This window comes from Xanthomonas nasturtii, from assembly GCF_001660815.1.
Classification (GTDB): Bacteria; Pseudomonadota; Gammaproteobacteria; order Xanthomonadales; family Xanthomonadaceae; genus Xanthomonas; species Xanthomonas nasturtii.
Window position 1 is genome coordinate 22434 of sequence record NZ_LYMI01000035.1, and the last position, 18060, is coordinate 40493.

General features: G+C 64.6%; 11 protein-coding genes. 4 read left to right on the plus strand and 7 right to left on the minus strand.

What is annotated here, in order from left to right:
- Positions 1-302 precede the first annotated feature (302 nt).
- The 5 genes from A7D16_RS23535 to A7D16_RS13885 all read right to left on the minus strand — a co-directional run bounded on the left by A7D16_RS23535 (position 303) and on the right by A7D16_RS13885 (position 11360).
- Positions 303-2993, minus strand: coding sequence for a beta-mannosidase (locus tag A7D16_RS23535; RefSeq protein WP_064633658.1), 2691 nt, complete (start codon positions 2991-2993; stop codon positions 303-305).
- Between the two features lie 21 nt (positions 2994-3014).
- Entirely contained in the window at positions 3015-5465 is a 2451-nt protein-coding gene (locus A7D16_RS13870; protein WP_064633659.1) for a family 20 glycosylhydrolase, read from the minus strand.
- A gap of 253 nt (positions 5466-5718) precedes the next feature.
- Positions 5719-6786, minus strand: a complete 1068-nt coding sequence (locus A7D16_RS13875) for a glycosyl hydrolase family 18 protein (protein ID WP_064633661.1) — start codon at positions 6784-6786, stop codon at positions 5719-5721.
- 3 nt (positions 6787-6789) lie between these two features.
- Positions 6790-8475: an alpha-L-fucosidase gene (locus A7D16_RS13880; RefSeq protein WP_064633663.1), complete on the minus strand. Its 1686-nt coding sequence runs from the start codon at positions 8473-8475 to the stop codon at positions 6790-6792.
- A 206-nt stretch (positions 8476-8681) separates the two neighbouring features.
- Positions 8682-11360: a TonB-dependent receptor gene (locus A7D16_RS13885; RefSeq protein WP_064633665.1), complete on the minus strand. Its 2679-nt coding sequence runs from the start codon at positions 11358-11360 to the stop codon at positions 8682-8684.
- A 718-nt stretch (positions 11361-12078) separates the two neighbouring features.
- Between A7D16_RS13885 and A7D16_RS13890 the strand changes: the two genes are divergently transcribed.
- A complete protein-coding gene (locus A7D16_RS13890) occupies positions 12079-13077 on the plus strand; it encodes a glucokinase family protein (protein WP_181920570.1) in 999 nt (332 codons plus the stop codon).
- A gap of 155 nt (positions 13078-13232) precedes the next feature.
- Here the strand turns inward: A7D16_RS13890 and A7D16_RS13895 are convergent, their stop codons facing one another.
- Both A7D16_RS13895 and bioA read right to left on the minus strand, forming a co-directional pair.
- Complete coding sequence (locus tag A7D16_RS13895) at positions 13233-13967, minus strand: 16S rRNA (uracil(1498)-N(3))-methyltransferase (protein WP_064633669.1); 735 nt, start codon at positions 13965-13967, stop codon at positions 13233-13235.
- A complete protein-coding gene (gene bioA, locus A7D16_RS13900; RefSeq protein WP_064633671.1) occupies positions 13958-15376 on the minus strand; it encodes an adenosylmethionine--8-amino-7-oxononanoate transaminase in 1419 nt (472 codons plus the stop codon). Before bioA ends, A7D16_RS13895 begins: the two co-directional genes overlap by 10 nt.
- A gap of 41 nt (positions 15377-15417) precedes the next feature.
- On the opposite strand from bioA, the gene nudE reads away from it, so the two are divergent.
- The 3 genes from nudE to mazG all read left to right on the plus strand — a co-directional run bounded on the left by nudE (position 15418) and on the right by mazG (position 17953).
- A complete protein-coding gene (nudE, locus tag A7D16_RS13905; RefSeq protein WP_064633673.1) occupies positions 15418-15966 on the plus strand; it encodes an ADP compounds hydrolase NudE in 549 nt (182 codons plus the stop codon).
- The gene (gene cysQ / locus A7D16_RS13910; protein ID WP_064633682.1) at positions 15963-16763 is read left to right on the plus strand and encodes a 3'(2'),5'-bisphosphate nucleotidase CysQ; all 801 of its coding nucleotides are present in this window, start codon (positions 15963-15965) and stop codon (positions 16761-16763) included. Before nudE ends, cysQ begins: the two co-directional genes overlap by 4 nt.
- A gap of 239 nt (positions 16764-17002) precedes the next feature.
- Positions 17003-17953: a nucleoside triphosphate pyrophosphohydrolase gene (mazG, locus tag A7D16_RS13915; RefSeq protein ID WP_064633675.1), complete on the plus strand. Its 951-nt coding sequence runs from the start codon at positions 17003-17005 to the stop codon at positions 17951-17953.
- The last annotated feature ends 107 nt before the right edge of the window (positions 17954-18060 follow it).

An 18060-nucleotide genomic window follows, 5' to 3' on the forward strand; every position in this document is an offset into this window, starting at 1 on the left:
GGGGAACGCTGCGCGGTTGCCGGTCGTTACCTGGGGCTGGCTGGTACGTCATTGCCAGATCCGTGTCTGTGCGGCGAGCGTTGCCAGCGCGGTGCAGAACAGCGGCCTTGTCGTAAAACCTCGCGATAGAGACGCGCCTTCCCTTGCCGTGTGCAACGTCTGCGCCCGGCGTTGCCAGCACAACCGTCAGCTCCGCTGGCTGCATGATCGGGCCCAGCGAGACTGCCGTGCGGCCGGCAACCCCGTCTCCCATACCGCGGGAGACGGGCCCGAATAACGCATCAATCGCGCCCGGTCGTGGCTCATTTCGCGGCCGGCGCTTCCTGCGGCTCCGGCGGTGCACCGGCCAGCGTGCTCGCCAGGTCGCGCACCTGCAGGGTGGATTGCAGCTGTGCCAACGCAGCCTTGCTGCTCACGCGCACGGTCAATGGCTCGCCGGGCAGCAGGTCGAAGGCGTTATCCGACAGCGTGGCGTCCACATCGCCGAACGACAGCCACACCTCGCGCGCCAGCGTGTTGCTGGTCAGCGTCAGCGCATAGCCGTCGCCATCGGCGCGCCACTGGCTGTCGATCTTTGCGGCCGGCATTGCGAGCTGCTTGGCCGGTGCGAAGAACACCACTTCACGCGACAGCAGCTTCTCGCCGTCGAACAACTCGAACACCGCGTAGGTCCGCTTGGGATCGGCGCTGCCCAGCAATTGCTTGTCGCTGAAGTTGCCCACCTGCAGGCTGCTGAGCGGTTTGACGCTGGCTTTTTCTTCGCGCTTGCTCAGCAGCTTGCCGTCCATGCTCATCACCCGCATGCGCCAGCGTGCCGCCAGCGGCGTGGTGCGATCGGACACCAGCGAGACCTCGGTCTGGCCCTTGTCGTTACGCAACGCGGCGATCATTTCCGGCGCGTAGAAGCGGCGTGCGTGATAGTGCAGCGCCTTCCAGCGGCCGTAGTAATCCACGCTGGACCACGACGCGCCCGGCCATACATCGTTGAGCTGCCAGTACAGCGAACCCATCGATTGCGGGCGCGAGGCGCGCAGATGCGAGGCGGCCAGGTTGATGCCCTCGGCCTGCATCAGCTGGCTCAGGTAGACGAAGCTTTCGAAATCCTTGGGCTCGCCGAATTCGCGGCGGATATACAGCATCAGCCGCTTGTTGCCGTTGCCCTTGTCGAACTTCTGATGCACGCGCATCACCGGCGATTCCGGATCCATGTCGCCGGATTCGGCAAACGCGCGCACGGTGCGCATGTCCGGGAACGACTGCAGGCCGTATTCGGACATGAAGCGCGGGGTGACGTTGAGATATTCGGTGACCGGCAGCGCAGGGCCGCCCCACACCTTCCAGTAGTGCATGTCGCCATCGTTGGCCTGGTCCGCAGCGCCATCGAAATTGGTGCCCGGCGAAGTAGCCCAGTACGGCACGTCGCTATCGTAGGTGGCCACCACTTCGCGGAACACGGTACCGAACAAGGTGGTCATGCCGCGCTCGATGCGGCTGCGTTCTTCCGGGTCCACCGACTGCTTGAACTTGACCCGGTCGCCCCAGTTTTCCCAGCCGGTCTGCACTTCGTTGTTGCCGCACCACAACACGATGCTGGGGTGGTCGCGCAGGCGCTTGACCTGTTCGATGGCCTCCTGCCGGGTGTTCTCGCGGAACTCCACGTCGTACGGCGGCACTGCGCCACCGAACATGAAGTCCTGCCAGATCATGATGCCCAACTCGTCGGCCACCTCGTAGAAGTGGTCGTCCTGGTAATGCCCGCCGCCCCACATGCGCAGCATGTTCATATTGGCATCGCGCGCGTCCTGCAGGGTGCTGCGCATGCGCTCGGGGCTGACGCGCGCGGGGAACGCATCCAGCGGGATCAGGTTGGCGCCCTTGGCGAAGATCGGGATGCCGTTGATCACGATCTCCATGCTCTTGCCGAACTTGTCTTTTTCGCGGCGCAATTCCACCGAACGCAGGCCGGTGATGCGCTTGATCTGCTGGCTGTCGCCATCGGCATCGCGCACGCTGGCCACGAAGGTGTAGCGGTCCTGCGCGCCGTAGCCGGCCGGGAACCAGCGCTTGGGCTTGGCGATGCGCACCGGCAAATCGATACGGTTCTGGCCCGGGTCGACCACCGCCTGCTGGGTGAACTGGCCGACACTCTTCCCATCCGGCCCAAGCACATCCAGCGTCACCTGCACCGGCCCGCTGCGGCCGGCCTGCAGTTCCAGCTGCGCCTGCAGTTGCGCACTGTCCGCGTCCACACGTTGCTGGGCGATATGCAGCCCGTCCACACGCACGGCATCCCACGCTTCCACGCGCACATCTTTCCAGATGCCGGCGTTGACCATGCGCGGGCCCCAATCCCAACCGAAGTTGTACGGTGCCTTGCGCACATAAGTGGAGCTGTGCCGCGATTCGGGCTCGTCGCCGAATGCCGAATCGTAGGCACCCGGCAGCGCATACGGCTGCTTGGCCAGCCACGGCTGGATCTTCTTGATCGGCGAGTACAGCCTGACCTCGAGCACGTTGTTGCCGCGCTTGAGCAGGGATTTCGCATCCACCCGCCACTGCCGGAACATGTTGTCGGCGCTGAGCAGCGGCTTGCCGTTGAGGGTGACCTCGGCAAAGGTATCCAGGCCATCGAACACCAGTTCCACGTGCTCGCGCTTGAGCGTGGCCGCATCCACGTTGAAGCGGGTCTGGTACTGCCAATCGCTCAGGCCCGCCCACTGGATCTTGCCTTCGTTATCGCGATAGAACGGGTCGGGCACGATTTTGGCGGCGATCAGATCTGTCTGCACCGCGCCAGGCACCTGCGCCGGCAACCACGCTGCGGCTTTCGGATAGGTCTTGGCTTGTTCCTGCCCCGGCACCAGCCGCACCTGCCAGCCTTTATCCAGGGTCTCTGCCGTGGGAGGCGCGGCCCAGGCCTGCGAGATGGCCAAGGCCAGGGCAAGCCCGAGACGGGCGGGGGCGGGGACGAAACGATGACGGGACAGGGGCATGGGTGACTCTCCTTGGATGGATCAGCGCGTGGCGGCGGGGGGCGCCTGCGCGGTGGTTTCAATCAATTGAACGGCGCCGATGGCATACAACGGGCCGCGAATGGGTGCGGTGAAACGCAGACACAGATCATGGACGCCGGTGCGTGCAGGCAATGGGGTTTCCAGGGTGAGCTGCTCGCCCACGCCGTCGCCCTGGGGCAGACGTACGCTGGCTAGCAGTTCGCCCTCGCAGCCTTGTCGCACTTCCAGCTCACCGCCGCGCGATTTGGCCGGGTACTGCACGACCTTGGATTGCTCGTGGGCCAGACCGAAGTTGTTCGGCAGACGTGCGGCGTCGATGCGGATCGCGCCGATCCCGTCCAGGCGCGCTTGCGGATACATGCGGCAGGCATGGAACAGATCGACGTTGTAGACCGGCGTGTCGGCGCCGGTCATCTCCGGCAGCAGCGGCAGGCGCAGGCCCAGCGCGCCGGACTTCACGCAGTGGCGCAGCCCTTGCGTGTCCACCCGCAACAGGCTGGCGCGATCGAAGCTGCGGCTGCGCGTGGCCGCCAGCGGCGTGCCGTTGGCATCGAACGCAGTGGCCTTGACCGTGGTTGGCAATTGAATCGTAAACGGTGCTTGATAACGCGGCGATGCCGGCGTGGGCTCGCTGCCGTCGATGGAGTAGTGCAGGGTGCCCGCACCGGTCTGCGTGCTCAACGCCACCTTGGCCGGGCCGCCGGCGAGTACCGGGTTGGGACCGGATTCCAGCGCGATATCGGCGGCGAAGGCGCCGTCGCTGTAGTCGATGCCCAGTGCCTTATAGCGCTGTAGCTGTGCCGGCAGGCGCGTCAGAAAGCTGTTCCAGTTACGTGCTGCCGGCGGCGACCAGGTCACTTCCGCCACCGCCGACAGACGCGGGAACAGGGCGTGATCCACATGCCATCTGGACGGAATGTATTCGGACCACAACGCGCCTTGTGCGCCCAGCACGTGCCTGGCCTGTTCGGCGCTGAGCTCGGCCGGCACCGGATCGAATGCATAGACTTTGGATAGCGGCAACACGGTCAGCCGGCCGTTCGGTTCGTCGCTGCGCGTGGTCTGCAAATTGTCCAGATACAACCAGTCGCCCGGCGCAAGCACTACATCGTGACCTTGCTTTGCCGCCACCACCGCGCCTTCGACGCCGCGCCACGACATCACCGATGCACTGGCCGGCACGCCGCCTTCCAGAATTTCATCCCAGCCGATCATGCGCCGGCCGTGCTGGGTGAGGTAGCTCGCCAGCTGTTCGTTGAACCAGCCCTGCATCGCATGCGCGTCCTTGACGCCCAGCCTGCGCATCTGTGCGCGAACGGCCGGCGAGGCTTCCCATTGATCCTTCACCGCCTCATCGCCACCGATATGGATGTAGGTCGACGGGAACAACGTCAGCACCTCATCCAGCACGTTGGTGATGAAGCTCAGGCTGCGTTCGCTGGTGTTGAACAGATACGGGTTCACGCCCCAGTCCACGCCCACCTGGGTGCGTACGCCGGGCACGCCCACTTCTTCCGGGTAGGCGGCAACGGCTGCCTGCGCATGCCCGGGCATGTCCAGCTCGGGCAGCACGGTGATGTGCAGGCGCGCCGCATACGCGACGATCTCGCTGATCTGTTCCTGCGTGTAGAAACCGCCATAACGCTGCGGCGTGCCGTGCTGGCCGCCACCCGGAGGCGTGCGCCATGCGCCAACCTCGGTGAGCTTGGGGTAGCGCTTGATCTCGATGCGCCAACCCTGGTCGTCGGTGAGATGCCAATGCAGCACGTTGAGCTTGTGCAGCGCCATCGTGTCGAGCACATGCTTGACCGTGGCCACATCATGAAAGTGGCGGGCCACATCCAGATGCTGGCCGCGCCAGCTGAAACGCGGCCAGTCGCGGATCGCCACCGACGGCAGCTGGACTTCGCCCTTGCGCGCATCCGGTGTCATCAGTTGCCAGGCGCTGATGGCGCCATACAACAAGCCGGCGCCATCGCGCGCGGCAATGCGCACGCCCTTGGCATCCACCTCCAGGCTGTAGCCTTCCTTGTGTGCCACCGGCGCCTGCGCAGTACGCTCCAGGCGGATGCTGCCCGGCGATGCGCTGGGTTCGACCCGCACTTCCAGCCGCAGCCCACGTGTGCGCTGCAGCAGATCGGCCAGATGTTCGGCACTGCGGCGCGCATCGGCATCGCCGGGCAAGATCGAGATCACCGTGCCGGTGCCCACCGTAAAGCTGCCGCTACCGCGTTCGACTTCGACCGCTGCAGGGATCAACGGCAACGCTGCGTTGGCGCTCGCTGTTGTTGCCACTGCAGGCGCGCCTGCAGTGGCCGCCGCTGGCGAGGTGCCGGCTGCACGTTGACCGCAAGCGGCCAGCGACGCCGCTGCGAATGCGAGCGCAAGCAGGCGCGAGGACAACGGCGGCGCGGCTGTCAGGCGCGCGGTGGGTGCGGAGTTCGACATCATGCAATCACATCCTGATGTGGCGGCGGTACACGGCAGCCACGCACAGTAGCAAAGCCGTGTCGGAAGACGCAGGGACTGGCGCACGCTTCATCCCGCTGCGCAGCGTAGCCAGTGCGTTGTCGCGCGACCAAGGCAACCGCATCGGTCGTTGCAAAACGGGCGCGTGCAGCGCAGGAAGCGGGTCGCAGTACATGCAGTCCGCCACCAGCACCGGCCTCGCCCGCGCGCATGCGCAGCGTTGCGTCAGCTGCTGTCAGCGCTGCGCGGTGGGCAGCTCATCCCACACTTTCGGATCTTCGGCGCCCAGCACCCAGCAGCTGAAACCTTCCAGGCCGTACTGCTTGGTCAGCTCATAACGCGCCTTGAAGCTGCGCGCGTCCGGGCGGAACACCCACTCACGCATATCGTCGCGATAGAAATAGAACCACGATTCCTGCTCCACCGGATCCCACTGCACGGTGGCGTTCTGTTCGATCGCCAGCGGGAAGGATTCGTCGGCATCGATATACGCGGCTGCGATGTTCGACGCTTCGGTGCCGTCTTCCTTCACCGGGTTGCCGGTGTACCAGCGGTAGCCGTACGTGGCGATGCCCAGCGAGAGCTTTTCCTTCGGCACCTGGGTGATGGCGTAATCCAGGTGCTTCTTCATCCACACCATGCCATCGACCGGGCCCGGCGTGGTCCAGCGGGTGTGCTGGTCGTAGGTCATGATGCTGACCAGATCCGCGGCCTGGCCCAGCGCCTTGAGGTCGTACGCACCGCGCCAGTATTCCCACATCCACTTGGAAAACTGGCCGCCTTCGGCATGGCCCGGTGCATTGGGCACCACTGCCACCGACATCTTGAAACCGGCCTTGTGCAGCGCATCGGCGGTCTGCTTCACCATCAAGGTGTAGGCATCGCGATCGGTCCAGGCGATGTTTTCGAAATCGAACTGGAAGCCGTAGTACTTGTGCCGCTTGCCGTGGATCAGCAGCGATTCGATCATGCGCTTCTTGGCCGCCTCATCGTGCATCAGCTTGTGGAAGCCGTCGCGGCCGGTGGTCATCGACAGGATCGGCATCACCCGCAGCTTGTGCTGCTTGGCGATGTCGTACAGGTACATGTTGGGCGTGCCGTTGACCAGGCCGTTCTGATCCACGCCGTACCAGGTGGGCACCACCACATCGATCTTGTCGACGTTGGCGATGAACGAGTTGGTCGATTTCTGCGTGTTCATCAGATAGAACAACGCCGTGGGATTTTTGGCCAGGGCCGGGGCGCAGGCAAACGCCAGCGCAAGCAACATCCAGGTCAATCGCTTACTCATGAAAGACAACATCCATCAGGGAGTGGGGGAAGAGAGGTCGATGCGGAACACATACGCGCTCTCGCCAACCGGCTTGACCGGCAGCCGCAGATGCAGGCCATCGGCGCGTTGTTCGAACGGGATCTTCTTGCCGTTGGCCAGCAGCGTCACGCCGCGCACGCCATCGGCAGGTGTCAACGAGCGGATCACCGCCTCACCATTGCTCGGCCAACCCAGCTCGATCGCATACAGCGCGCCATCGCGGGTGGTGAAACGGAAATCTTCGGCCGTATATGGCTTGGTCTTGACGTCCTGGAAGGTGCCGCCCACCACTTCGGTGGGGCCTTCGCCATACACGCGCCACGGCGTGCTGTCGTAGATCGCGCTGCCGTTGGTCTTGAGCCAACGACCGATCGAAAGCAGGATGCCGCGCTCGGTGTCCGGGATCGAGCCATCCGCACGCGGGCCGATGTTGAGCATCAGGTTGCCGTTCTTGGCCACCACATCGGCCAGCATGTGGATGATGAAGGTGGGCGACTTGTAGGTGTCGTTTTCGATGTAGCCCCACGAGGCATTGCTCACCGAGGTATCGGTCTGCCAGTGGGTGGGATGGATGCCGGTCAGCTGGCCGCGCTCGATATCCAGCGTGCCGGCGCCTTCGGGGAAGGCGCCCAGCTTGTAGTTCACCACCACGCCGCGGTCGGCCTCGGTCCGCGCTGCGCCCTGGTTGTAGTAGTACGCCAGCATCGTCGGCAGGCTGCGCCGGAAGGTGGGGTGGGCAATCCACCAATCGAAATAGATCAGGTCCGGTTGATAGGTGTCGATCAACTCGGTGGTACGCGCCAGCCAATCGTCCAGCCAGGCTTGCGAGACCGGCGTCCAGTCGTTGGCCACATCGGCATCGTCCTTGCCCGGCAGGCGCACCTGGGCCGGGCCGTACAGCGCCGCATAGCGCGGGTCGTTGACGTCGGAGTCGAAGGTGCGCCCGCCGTCGAAGAACCAATTGTGTTCGGCACGATGCGACGACAGGCCGAAGTGCAGCCCCTGCGCGCGGATCGCCTTGGATAGCTCGCCCAGCAGGTCGCGCTTGGGCCCCATCTTCATCGCGGTCCAGTCGGAGAGTTTGGAGTCGTACAACGCGAAGCCGTCGTGGTGCTCTGCCACCGGCACCACATAGCGCGCGCCGGACTCACGGAACAACCTGGCCCAGCCATTGGGGTCGAACTTGGGCGCGGTGAACTTGGGAATCAGATCCTTGTAGCCGCTGCTGGCCTGCGGCCCGTAGGTGGCGACGTGATGGGCGAATTCCTTGGAACCTTGCAGATACATATTGCGCGAATACCACTCGCTGCCGAACGCCGGCACCGAGAACACGCCCCAGTGGATGAAGATGCCGAACTTGGCGTTGTCGTACCACGCCGGCGACTGATACGCCTTCAGTGCGGCCCAGTCGGGACGGAACGGACCCTTGCGTGCGCCGGCTTCGGCTTCGCGCACCAGACGCTCGCGTTCGGGCGCGTACTTGGCGGTGGCATCGAGCCACTGCTGGTCGATGGCCTCGGGGCTGAGCGTGGTAGCGGTCGGCGCGGTCGGCGATTGCGCGGCACTCGCCTGCACGGCGGGCAACGCAAGCAGCAGAGCGAACGCGAGCGCTCGACTCCTGGGTGCAGCTCCGGCGTGGCGGCGGGATGGAGCCGCAAACACGCGGCTATCGGTCGTCATGGGAACTGCACTCCTGTAAGCGAGACGCGTCGGTCATGCTGCGGCCGCGCGTGGATGGCAAAAGCGGGCCTGGCCATGCTCCCTCAGCTGCGAAGGGGCGTGGCCAGTACCACTCCTTGGTACAACATCAACCCGACCGTTGCGTGCAACGGTCGGGTCAAAAAAAACGCGCCACCGTGGAGGGGCGGTGGCGCGCCGGTGCTACATCAGAACTTGAAGTTCAACTGGGCCTGGTAGCCGCGGCCGTTCTTGTAGAACGCCGTTGGGGTATCACGCGTGTTGCTGAAGAGTCGGTAGGTTGAATCCAGCAGGTTGGTGGCGCCGAAGGTGATGCCCATGTAGTCGGTGATCTGATACGAGGCGCTCAAATCCAGCTGCTTGTAAGCGTCTGCAAAGTCGTTCGACGCCAAGCGGCCGATCTGGGTAAAGTACTTGGAGCGATAGCTATAGTTCATACGCACCATCCAGTCGCCGTGTTCCCAATACGGGATCACGTTATAGGTGTCACGCGACAGGTATGGCAGGTTCAAGCCGGAGCTGGAATCGGATTCGGCAAACGTGTAGTTGGCCTGCAAGCCAAAACCCAAACCGAAGGTCTGCTGGTAATTCACCGCCACACCCTTGACCTTGGCGTCGGACACGTTGATCGGCGTAGTGACCTGATACACGCCAGCCACTGCAGGCGGTGCTGGATTCAACTGCTGGCTGGCCGTGGTCCTGACGATGTAGGAGCTGATGTCGCGATAGAACACTTCACCGGACAACATGCTGGACGGTGCGAAATACCACTCGGCCGCCACGTCATAGTTGGTGGACTCATAAGGGTTGAGATTCGGATTGCCGCCACTGGCGGTCAGATCGCCGGTGCCGCTGTTGATGGTGAAAGTGCCGGCCAGATCGGAGTAGCGCGGACGGGCGATCACCTTGGCTGCCGAGAAGCGCAGTACGCTGTCTTCGGTCATGTCATAGGCGATATTGAAGCTCGGCAACGCCTTGCGATAGTCGTTGGTTTCGGCGACACGGTTGAAGTTTGCGCCGCCGTCGTTGCTTTGCCAAAACTCGGATTTGTTGGTGGTATCCACCAGGCGCACACCGACGTTTCCGCGGATCTTGCCGGTTTCGTAATTCAATTGCGTGTAGATGTTCTGGGTGATCTCCCCGACCTGGAACGACGCGCCGAAGTCGGTCCGATAAGGTCCCTGCGGCTGCGACAGCAGGTAATTACGCACGGCACCGAGGCCTGCAGTTGGCCAGGTGGTCAGGTCGCCGCTGGCACCCAGACCGTCGTAAAGACTGCTGGGCGTGATGCCCGGATTGAACTGTGTCAACGCCACCGTGTCAGTGGAGTTGATACGGTTGCCGCGTGCATCCACGCCATTGTCGTGGTTGATGTACTTGTAGCCGAACTGCAGCTTGGTGAACGGGCCCCATTCCAGATCGCGTGCGGCATCCCACTGGAAGTATTTTTCCTCGTCCAGGCTCTCCTGGTAGGCGATGCCGCCAGCCTGCATGATGCCAGTCGTGGTGCCCGGAACATTGCCCTCCTGGCCGGGCGCCAGGCCGGCGGGATTTCCCGGCAACACCCAGTTCGAGGCGCCGCCGTTATCGTAGTTCACTGCGGTGCTCCGACCATCGAAGGCGTAGTTGTAACCGCCGTCCTGCATCAGGAACTTCATCAGGTATTCGGGGTTCTTGCCGCCGGTGGCTTCGGTGTAACCGCCCTGGGTGGTGAACACCCACTTTTCGCCGGACCAGTCGTGACGCAGGTTCAGGCTCTTGGTGGTGACGGTGCTCTCGCGGTAGTTGGCATCCAGTTGCGCATATGGCTGACCCGCTGCGCCATCGCTCACCGTGGCCGAGGTGACAACACCGTTTTCCACGTTGGCTCTGGTGATTTTCTGGCGGTCGTCATTACACGCCGGGCACACGTAACGCGCCTGGCTGAAGTTGTTGTACTTGCCCTTGATGTACAAGCCGGTCAGGTTGAATTCGTTCTGCTCGTTCGGCTTCCACTGCAACGCACCCTGCAGGCCACTGCGCTCGCGGGTCTGCTGGAAGAACGCGCTGCTGATGCCGGCCGGTACGCGTGCGGTGGCCACATCGCTGCCGTCGCCGGTGATGGTGGCGGTGGGCGGAATGCCGGCGCCGGTGGTGTAGCCGAAGTATTCGATACCGGCGCGTGCCAGGTCCTGCTTGTCGTGCGTGGCGGAGATCAACGCGCCGAAGGTCTCGTCGTCGTTCTTCCAGCTCCACAGCGCCGAACCGCGCGGATTGCCTTCTTCCGAACGGTCGTTGTAGTTGTAGCCGATCGAGCCGCGGATAGTGTTCTTGGGCAGGTCCAGCGGCTTGCGGGTATGCACGATCACGGTGCCGCCGATCGAGCCTTCGTCGATGCGCGCTTCCGGGGTCTTGTAGACCTCCATCAGGCCGATGATTTCCGGCGACAGCAGGGTGTAGTTGAAGGTACGGCCGCTGGTGTCGGTGGGATTGCCGCCCCAGTCGCCCGAGGCAATGGTCTGGCCGTTGAGCAGCACGCGGTTCAAGGCCGGGTCGGTGCCGTTGATGCTGACTTTTTCGCCTTCGCCGAACTGGCGGTCGACGGTGATGCCCGGCAGGTGTGACAGCGATTCAGCGGCATTGATGTCCGGGAACTTGCCGATGTCTTCGGCGCTGATCGCATCGACGATGGCGTTGGCCGAACGCTTGACCGCCTGGCTCTTCTCCAGCGACGCGCGGTAGCCGGTGACGGTGATGGTGTCCAGCTCGGTGGTGGCCGACGGCGCGCTGGCCGGGGCTTGTTGTTCTTGTCCGGCAGCCATTGCAGAGCCGGAGCAGTACAGAGCGGCGGTGATACAGAGTGCTAACGTCGTGGTGCGGCTGTGCATGGCTAAACCTCTTTGGTTAGTGCTGTGAGCGCGCGGCCTTCTTCAAGGCGTCAAGCGCTCGGCGTGGCCGGCAAAACAACACGTCCTGACCGATCGCGGTGGTCGCACTCATTTGCTCCGCAAGGGCAGCAGGTGGTGTCGATTCGCGTGGTAGAGGAGGTGTCCCCCGTGTGGTGAAACGGTAGAGCGAATGCGACATCGGCGAGTCGAACGTCTGGCGACGTGCCACTCGCGAATCTGGGCATGCAGGCGAGGGAAGCGCCGTTCGTCAGTACCGAACAGTTCCTGGCCCCTCCTGCCAGAACCTCGATTTGGGTCGAGTCTCGCGTAGCGCTGACAGCGTTGTCAACACATCGTCACAGATCTCTGATGCGGCTGCGATTGCGCTGCGACGCAGCATTTTTTGGACGTCGGTGTCGAAGTCGGTGAGAGCTTGCGCGCACGTGAGGTTAGGCATCGTGTGCGCAATTGAAGCCTTCAATCGCTGTGCGGCCTTCGCTCGCGTCCGCTCGGGTTTTTGTGCGTAAATCGCCGTGATTCGTGCGGAATTTTCGTGGATGATGGGCGGGGCGGGAAATCCCGCTGCACGTGGTCGCCGTGGTTGCGTTACGGGGCGAATACTGACAACGTTGTCTACCCACTGCCGTTCGTCGGACAACGGGACAAGACGCCAGCCCGCTGCCACTTATCAGGAGAATGCGTGAGCGCAAGCAGCCCAATGGAAGCGGTGTCCTTTCCGCGCCCCGACACCTTCGTTGCCGCAGACGTGGGAGGGACGCATGTGCGCCTGGCACTGGTCTGCGCAAGCGCCGATGCGCGCAAGCCGGTCACGGTGCTGGACTACCGCAAGTATCGCTGCGCCGATTACCCAGGCCTGGCCGAGATCATGTCCGCGTTCTTTGCCGAGCTGCAATGCGCGCCGGTACGCCGCGGCGTGATCGCCAGTGCCGGTTATGCGCTGGAAGACGGCTCCGTGATCACGGCCAACCTGCCGTGGGTACTGGCGCCGGAGCAGATTCGCCGCCAGCTCGGCATGCAGGCCTTGCACCTGGTCAACGATTTCGAAGCGGTCGCCTACGCCGCCAATTACATGGCCGGCAATCAGGTCATGCAGTTGTCCGGCCCTGCGCAAGGTGCCGCAGGCCCGGCGCTGGTCCTCGGCCCCGGAACCGGGCTGGGTGCGGCGGTATGGATTCCCAATGGCGCCAACCCGATGGTGTTGCCGACTGAAGCCGGCCACGCCGCGCTCGCCGCCGCCAGCGATCTGGAAGTGGCCTTGCTGCAGGAACTGCGCCGCACGCGCACGCACGTGGGCACCGAAACCTTGTTGTCCGGCCCGGGCCTGTTGAACCTCTACACCGCGTTGGCTGCGCTGCGCGGCGAGCCTGCCGTGCATCAAGGTCCGGCCGATGTCACCGCCGCCGCATTGGCCGGCAACGACGGGCTCGCGCACGATGCATTGCAGGCGTTTTGCGGATTCATGGGCAGCGTGGTCGGCGACATGATGCTGCTCTATGGCGTGCGCAGCGGCGTCTATCTGGCTGGCGGGTTCCTGCCGCAGATCGCCACCTTCATTGCCAACAGCGACTTTGTCGCACGCCTGCTCGACAAGGGCGCATTGCGTCCAGCGCTGGAGCAGGTGCCGGTGAGCATCGTCGAGCATGGCCAGCTCGGCGTCATCGGTGCAGCCAGCTGGTTTCTGCAGCACGGCCGCTGATTTGATCGCATTCCGCATTCCGCATTCCGCATTCCGCATTCCGCATTCGTGTAGGAGTGTCCTTGGACGCGATGAGGCTTTCCCGATAACGCCTCATCGCGCGCCAGCGCGCTTCTACGATTTACGGCGGGCATCACACGACCCGCAACACCGCGCTACAGATCCCCGAACCGCGACTGCAGTGCGGCAATCGCCGCCAGCCCGGCAGTTTCGGTGCGCAGGATGCGCGGACCCAGTTGCAGGCCGCTAAAACCGGCCTCGGTTAGGATCGTGCGATCGCGCGGCGACCAGCCGCCTTCCGGCCCAATCGCCACGATGATCCCTTGCGCGACATCCGCACTCAGCGTGGACAGGCGATGCTCGCCCTGCGGGTCCAGTGTCAGCCGTCGCGCCTGTAGGTCGCTGGCCTGCGCTGCCTCTTGCAAGCCAAGCGGCGCTGCGACGGTTGGTACGCGTGCGCGACCGGATTGCTCGCAGGCCGACACCACCACGCTGCGCCAATGCGCGACACGTTTTTCCATGCGTGCTGCATCGAGCTTGACCTCGGTGCGCTCGGCATTGACCGGCACGATGGCCGCAACGCCCAACTCGGTGGCTTTTTGCAGGACCAGATCCATCTTCTCGCCGCGTGCGATGCCCTGGAGCAGCGTGATGCGTAAGGGCGACTCGTTGGACAGCGCCTCCACGCGTTCCACCAGCGCGCGCGCCTCGCGCTTGCCGGCCACGGTGATGCGCGCGTGGTAGTCGCTGCCGTCGCCGTTGAACAGGATGCAGGTATCGCCCTCGCGTAGCCGCAGTACCCGCAGCAGGTGGTTGGCCGACTCTTCCGGCAGCGACACTTCCTGGTCGCAGTGCAGCGGCAGCGCAACATGCGAACGGGTCAGGCGCATGCGACCGCCTCCGCGATGGCATGGCGCGTGGTCTCGGCCAGCAGCGCAAGCTGCGCGTCGCCCACGCAATACGGCGGCATCCAGTACAGCACGTCGCCGAGCGGGCGCAGCACCACGCCCTTGTCGAGCGCGGCGCGATAGGCCTTCAGCCCAACCCGCGCCGCAGACGGGAACGGGGTGCGTTTGTCGCCGCCCTGGGTCAGCTCGAACGCCACGATCATGCCGGCCTGGCGCACGTCCGCCACGGCCGGGTGTTCGCCGATTTGCGCAGCCAGCTCGCGCATGCGCGCGGCCGTGTGCTGGTTGCGCACAATCACCTCGTCGTCTGCGAAGATCTGCAACGTCGCCAGCGCCGCCGCGCATGCCAGCGGGTTGCCGGTGTAGCTGTGCGAATGCAGGAAGGCACGCTCGCGCGAATCGTCCAGGAACGCGTCGTACAACTGCTGCGTGGCCAGCACCGCCGACAGCGGCAGAAAGCCGCCGGTCAGCCCCTTCGACAGGCACAGCAGGTCTGGCATCACGCCGGCCTGTTCGCAGGCGAACAGGGTGCCGGTACGGCCGAAGCCGGTGGCGATTTCGTCGGCGATCAAAAACGCGCCATGCGTATCGCATAACTCGCGCGCGCGACGCAGATAGGCCGGGTGGTACATGCGCATGCCGCCGGCACATTGCACGCGCGGCTCCAGAATCAGCGCGCAGATTTCGCCGGGCGATCGTTCGAACAGTGCCTGCAGCGCATCGGCGGCCTGCAATGCGTAGTCTTCCGCGCTTTGCCCGGGCTCGGCCAGGTAGGCATCGGGCGAGGGCGCAAATATCGACTCCAACAGCAGCGGCGCATACACGCGCCGATACAGCGGGATGTCGCCCACCGATAGCGCACCGATGGTTTCGCCGTGGTAACCGTTCTCCAGGGCGACAAAGCGCGTGCGCCGGTGCTCGCCACGATTGTGGAAATAGTGGAAGGCCATCTTCAGCGCGACCTCCACGCCGGCCGATCCGTTGTCGGCATAGAACACCTTGGCCAGCGGCGCGCGCCCTGCCTGGCGCGGCGCGATCGCCAGCAGCTGCTCGGCCAGTTGCACGGCCGGGGCATGCGTGAAGCCGGCCAGCATCACCTGCTCCAGCTCGCCGGCCTGGCGCGCGATGGCCGCACCGATGCGCGGTTCGGCATGGCCGAACAGGTTGGTCCACCAGCTGCTGACTGCGTCCAGATAGTGGCGGCCGTCATGGCCGACCAGCCACGCGCCGTCGCCACGCGCGATTGGCACCAACGGAAGCGTGTGCGGATGCTCGCGCATCTGCGTGCAGGGGTGCCACAGCACTGCAAGATCGCGTTGCCGCCAATGTTCGGCAGTTTGTGCGGCTGCAGGGTCTGCTAGGATTTCGGGTTCATGAACATGTCGATGCATCCTCCTATTCTATCGGCCCGCTCCGCGGCTGCGTGCGACGCATGAGCCCGCGCCTGCCGACCATCCACAAGATCACCGATCTGGGCGAGGGGCCGTTCCGTCGCCAGCAGCTGGATCTGGAATTTTCCAACGGGCAGCGGCGCATCTACGAACGTCAACTCAGCCAGGGCCATGGGGCCGTGGTGGTGGTGCCGATGCTCGATGCGCAGACCGTGCTGCTGGTGCGCGAATATGCCGCCGGCGTGCATCGCTATGAACTGGGTCTGGTCAAGGGCCGCATCGATGCGGGCGAGACGCCGGAGCAGGCCGCCGACCGCGAGCTCAAGGAAGAAGCCGGCTACGGCGCGCGCCAGGTGCAGGTGTTGCGCGCGATGACGCTCGCTCCTACTTATATGAGTCACCAATCCTGGTTGGTGCTGGCGCGCGACCTCTACCCCGAACGCCTGGTCGGCGACGAGCCGGAAGAGATGGACGTGATTCCCTGGCCGATCGCCCGTCTGGACGACTTGATGCTGCGCGAAGATTTCTCCGAAGGCCGCTCGCTGGCCGCATTGTTCATTGCGCGCGAATGGCTGGAGCGCAACCGGTGATCCGCATCCCGATGGAATTGCGCGAAACCGTGATCGCCATCGCCCGCGAAGCGGGTGAGGCCATCATGCAGGTATACGCACAGGACTTTGCTGTCGAGATCAAGGACGACGCCAGCCCGCTGACCCAGGCCGACCTGGCCGCCAATCGGGTCATCGTCGAGAGCTTGCGCCGCGTCACCCCGGATGTGCCGGTGCTGTCGGAAGAGTCTGCGCACGTTGCCTGGGAAGAGCGGCAGTACTGGACCAGCTACTGGCTGGTCGATCCGCTGGATGGCACCCGCGAGTTCGTCAAGCGCAATGGCGAGTTCAGCGTCAACATCGCACTCATCCATATGGGCGCGCCGGTGCTGGGGGTGGTGCAGGCGCCTGTCGATGGGCGGGTCTGGTATGCCGCACGCGGCGAGAACGCTTTCCGCCGCGACGGCGACCGCGACGAGATGCTGCACACCCGCACCCCGGCGGCCATGCCGCTGCGCGTGGCCGCCAGCCGCTCGCACCGCGACGCGCGCACCGCTGCCGCACTGGAACGCATGGGCGAGATCGAGGTGGTGGCGCAAGGGTCGTCGTTGAAGTTCTGCCGTATCGCCGAAGGCGACCTGGATGTCTATCCACGCTTCGGCCCCACCTGCGAGTGGGACACCGCCGCCGGGCAGTGCGTGCTGCATGCGGCCGGCGGCGTATTGCTGGCCGGTGGCAGCGGCAAACCGTTCCGCTACAACCGCCGCGATACCTTGCTCAATGGCGACTTCATCGCACTGGGCGACCCCAATCTGCCCTGGCGCGATTGGCTGGCGTGAGTGGTGCGCGTGGAGGACAGCGCGCGACACCGTGCTGGCGCGACGCGCTGCCACGCGCGCGTTGGACTGCTGCGGCTATGCCTACGCCGCAGCCGCGCAAGAAGCGGACGACCTGAAAGGTACACTTGGGTGCCCGTGCGCGGTTGCATGCGGGGTCGTGCTGCAGCATGCGATGACATCGCCCCATGTGCGACGTACCGCCGGCAGCGCACTCACTCTCAAGGTTCCAGGAACACACGATGCCCCAGACCCCGCCGACCGGCGACATCCAGCAGCTGTTGCAGCTGATGGCGCGCCTGCGCGATCGCGACCATGGCTGCCCCTGGGATGTGCAGCAGACTTTCGCCAGCATCGCGCCGTACACCATCGAAGAAGCCTATGAAGTGGCCGATGCGATCGACCGCAACGACCTGGCGGGCCTGCGCGACGAACTGGGCGATTTGCTATTGCAGGTCGTCTTCCATGCGCAGATGGCAGCCGAGCAAGGTGCCTTCGGTTTCGCCGACGTGGTCGCCACGCTCAGCGACAAGCTGGTGCGTCGTCACCCGCATGTGTTTGCTGATCAGCAGCTCGACGATGCGCAGGCGGTGAGCGCCACCTGGGAGCAGATCAAACGCGAGGAACGTCGCGCCGCCGGCAACCAGGACGACTCCGCACTCGCCGGCATCGCGCGCGGTCTGCCCGAATGGCAGCGCTCCACCAAGTTGCAGGCGCGTGCGGCGCGGGTCGGCTTCGATTGGCCCGGCCCGGCACCGGTGCTGGAGAAACTGCAGGAAGAAATCGAAGAGCTGCGCGTGGAATTCGCGCGCGGCCCGGTGCACGACAATCAGGCGCGGCTGGAAGACGAACTTGGCGATGTCTTGTTCGTCTGCGCCAATCTGGCGCGGCACGCCAAGGTCGATGTGGGCGCTGCGCTGCGGCACGCCAACCTCAAATTCGAACGTCGCTTCCGTGCGATGGAAGCACAGGCGCACGCGGCCGGCACTGCATTGAATGCGTTGTCGCTAAGCGATCAGGAAGCGCTGTGGCAGCAGGTCAAGCGTGGCGAACGAGGCGGCGATGCCTCGGCCATCGACAGTTCGGCAGGCGATGGTTCCACCAGCCACGCACCCACCAGCCACGCACCCACCAGCGCCGCAGCGGTGTCCGACCAACCGCCTGGCGACAGCGCTAGTCCACTGAATCATTGAAATCGGATGCATGATCCCCAGGTAGTGTGTCATGCAAAGAACGAAGTTGACGATCCAACAGCGTGCTGAATTGGAGGCGGTGATGCGCAAGCGTCACGGCAACGCCG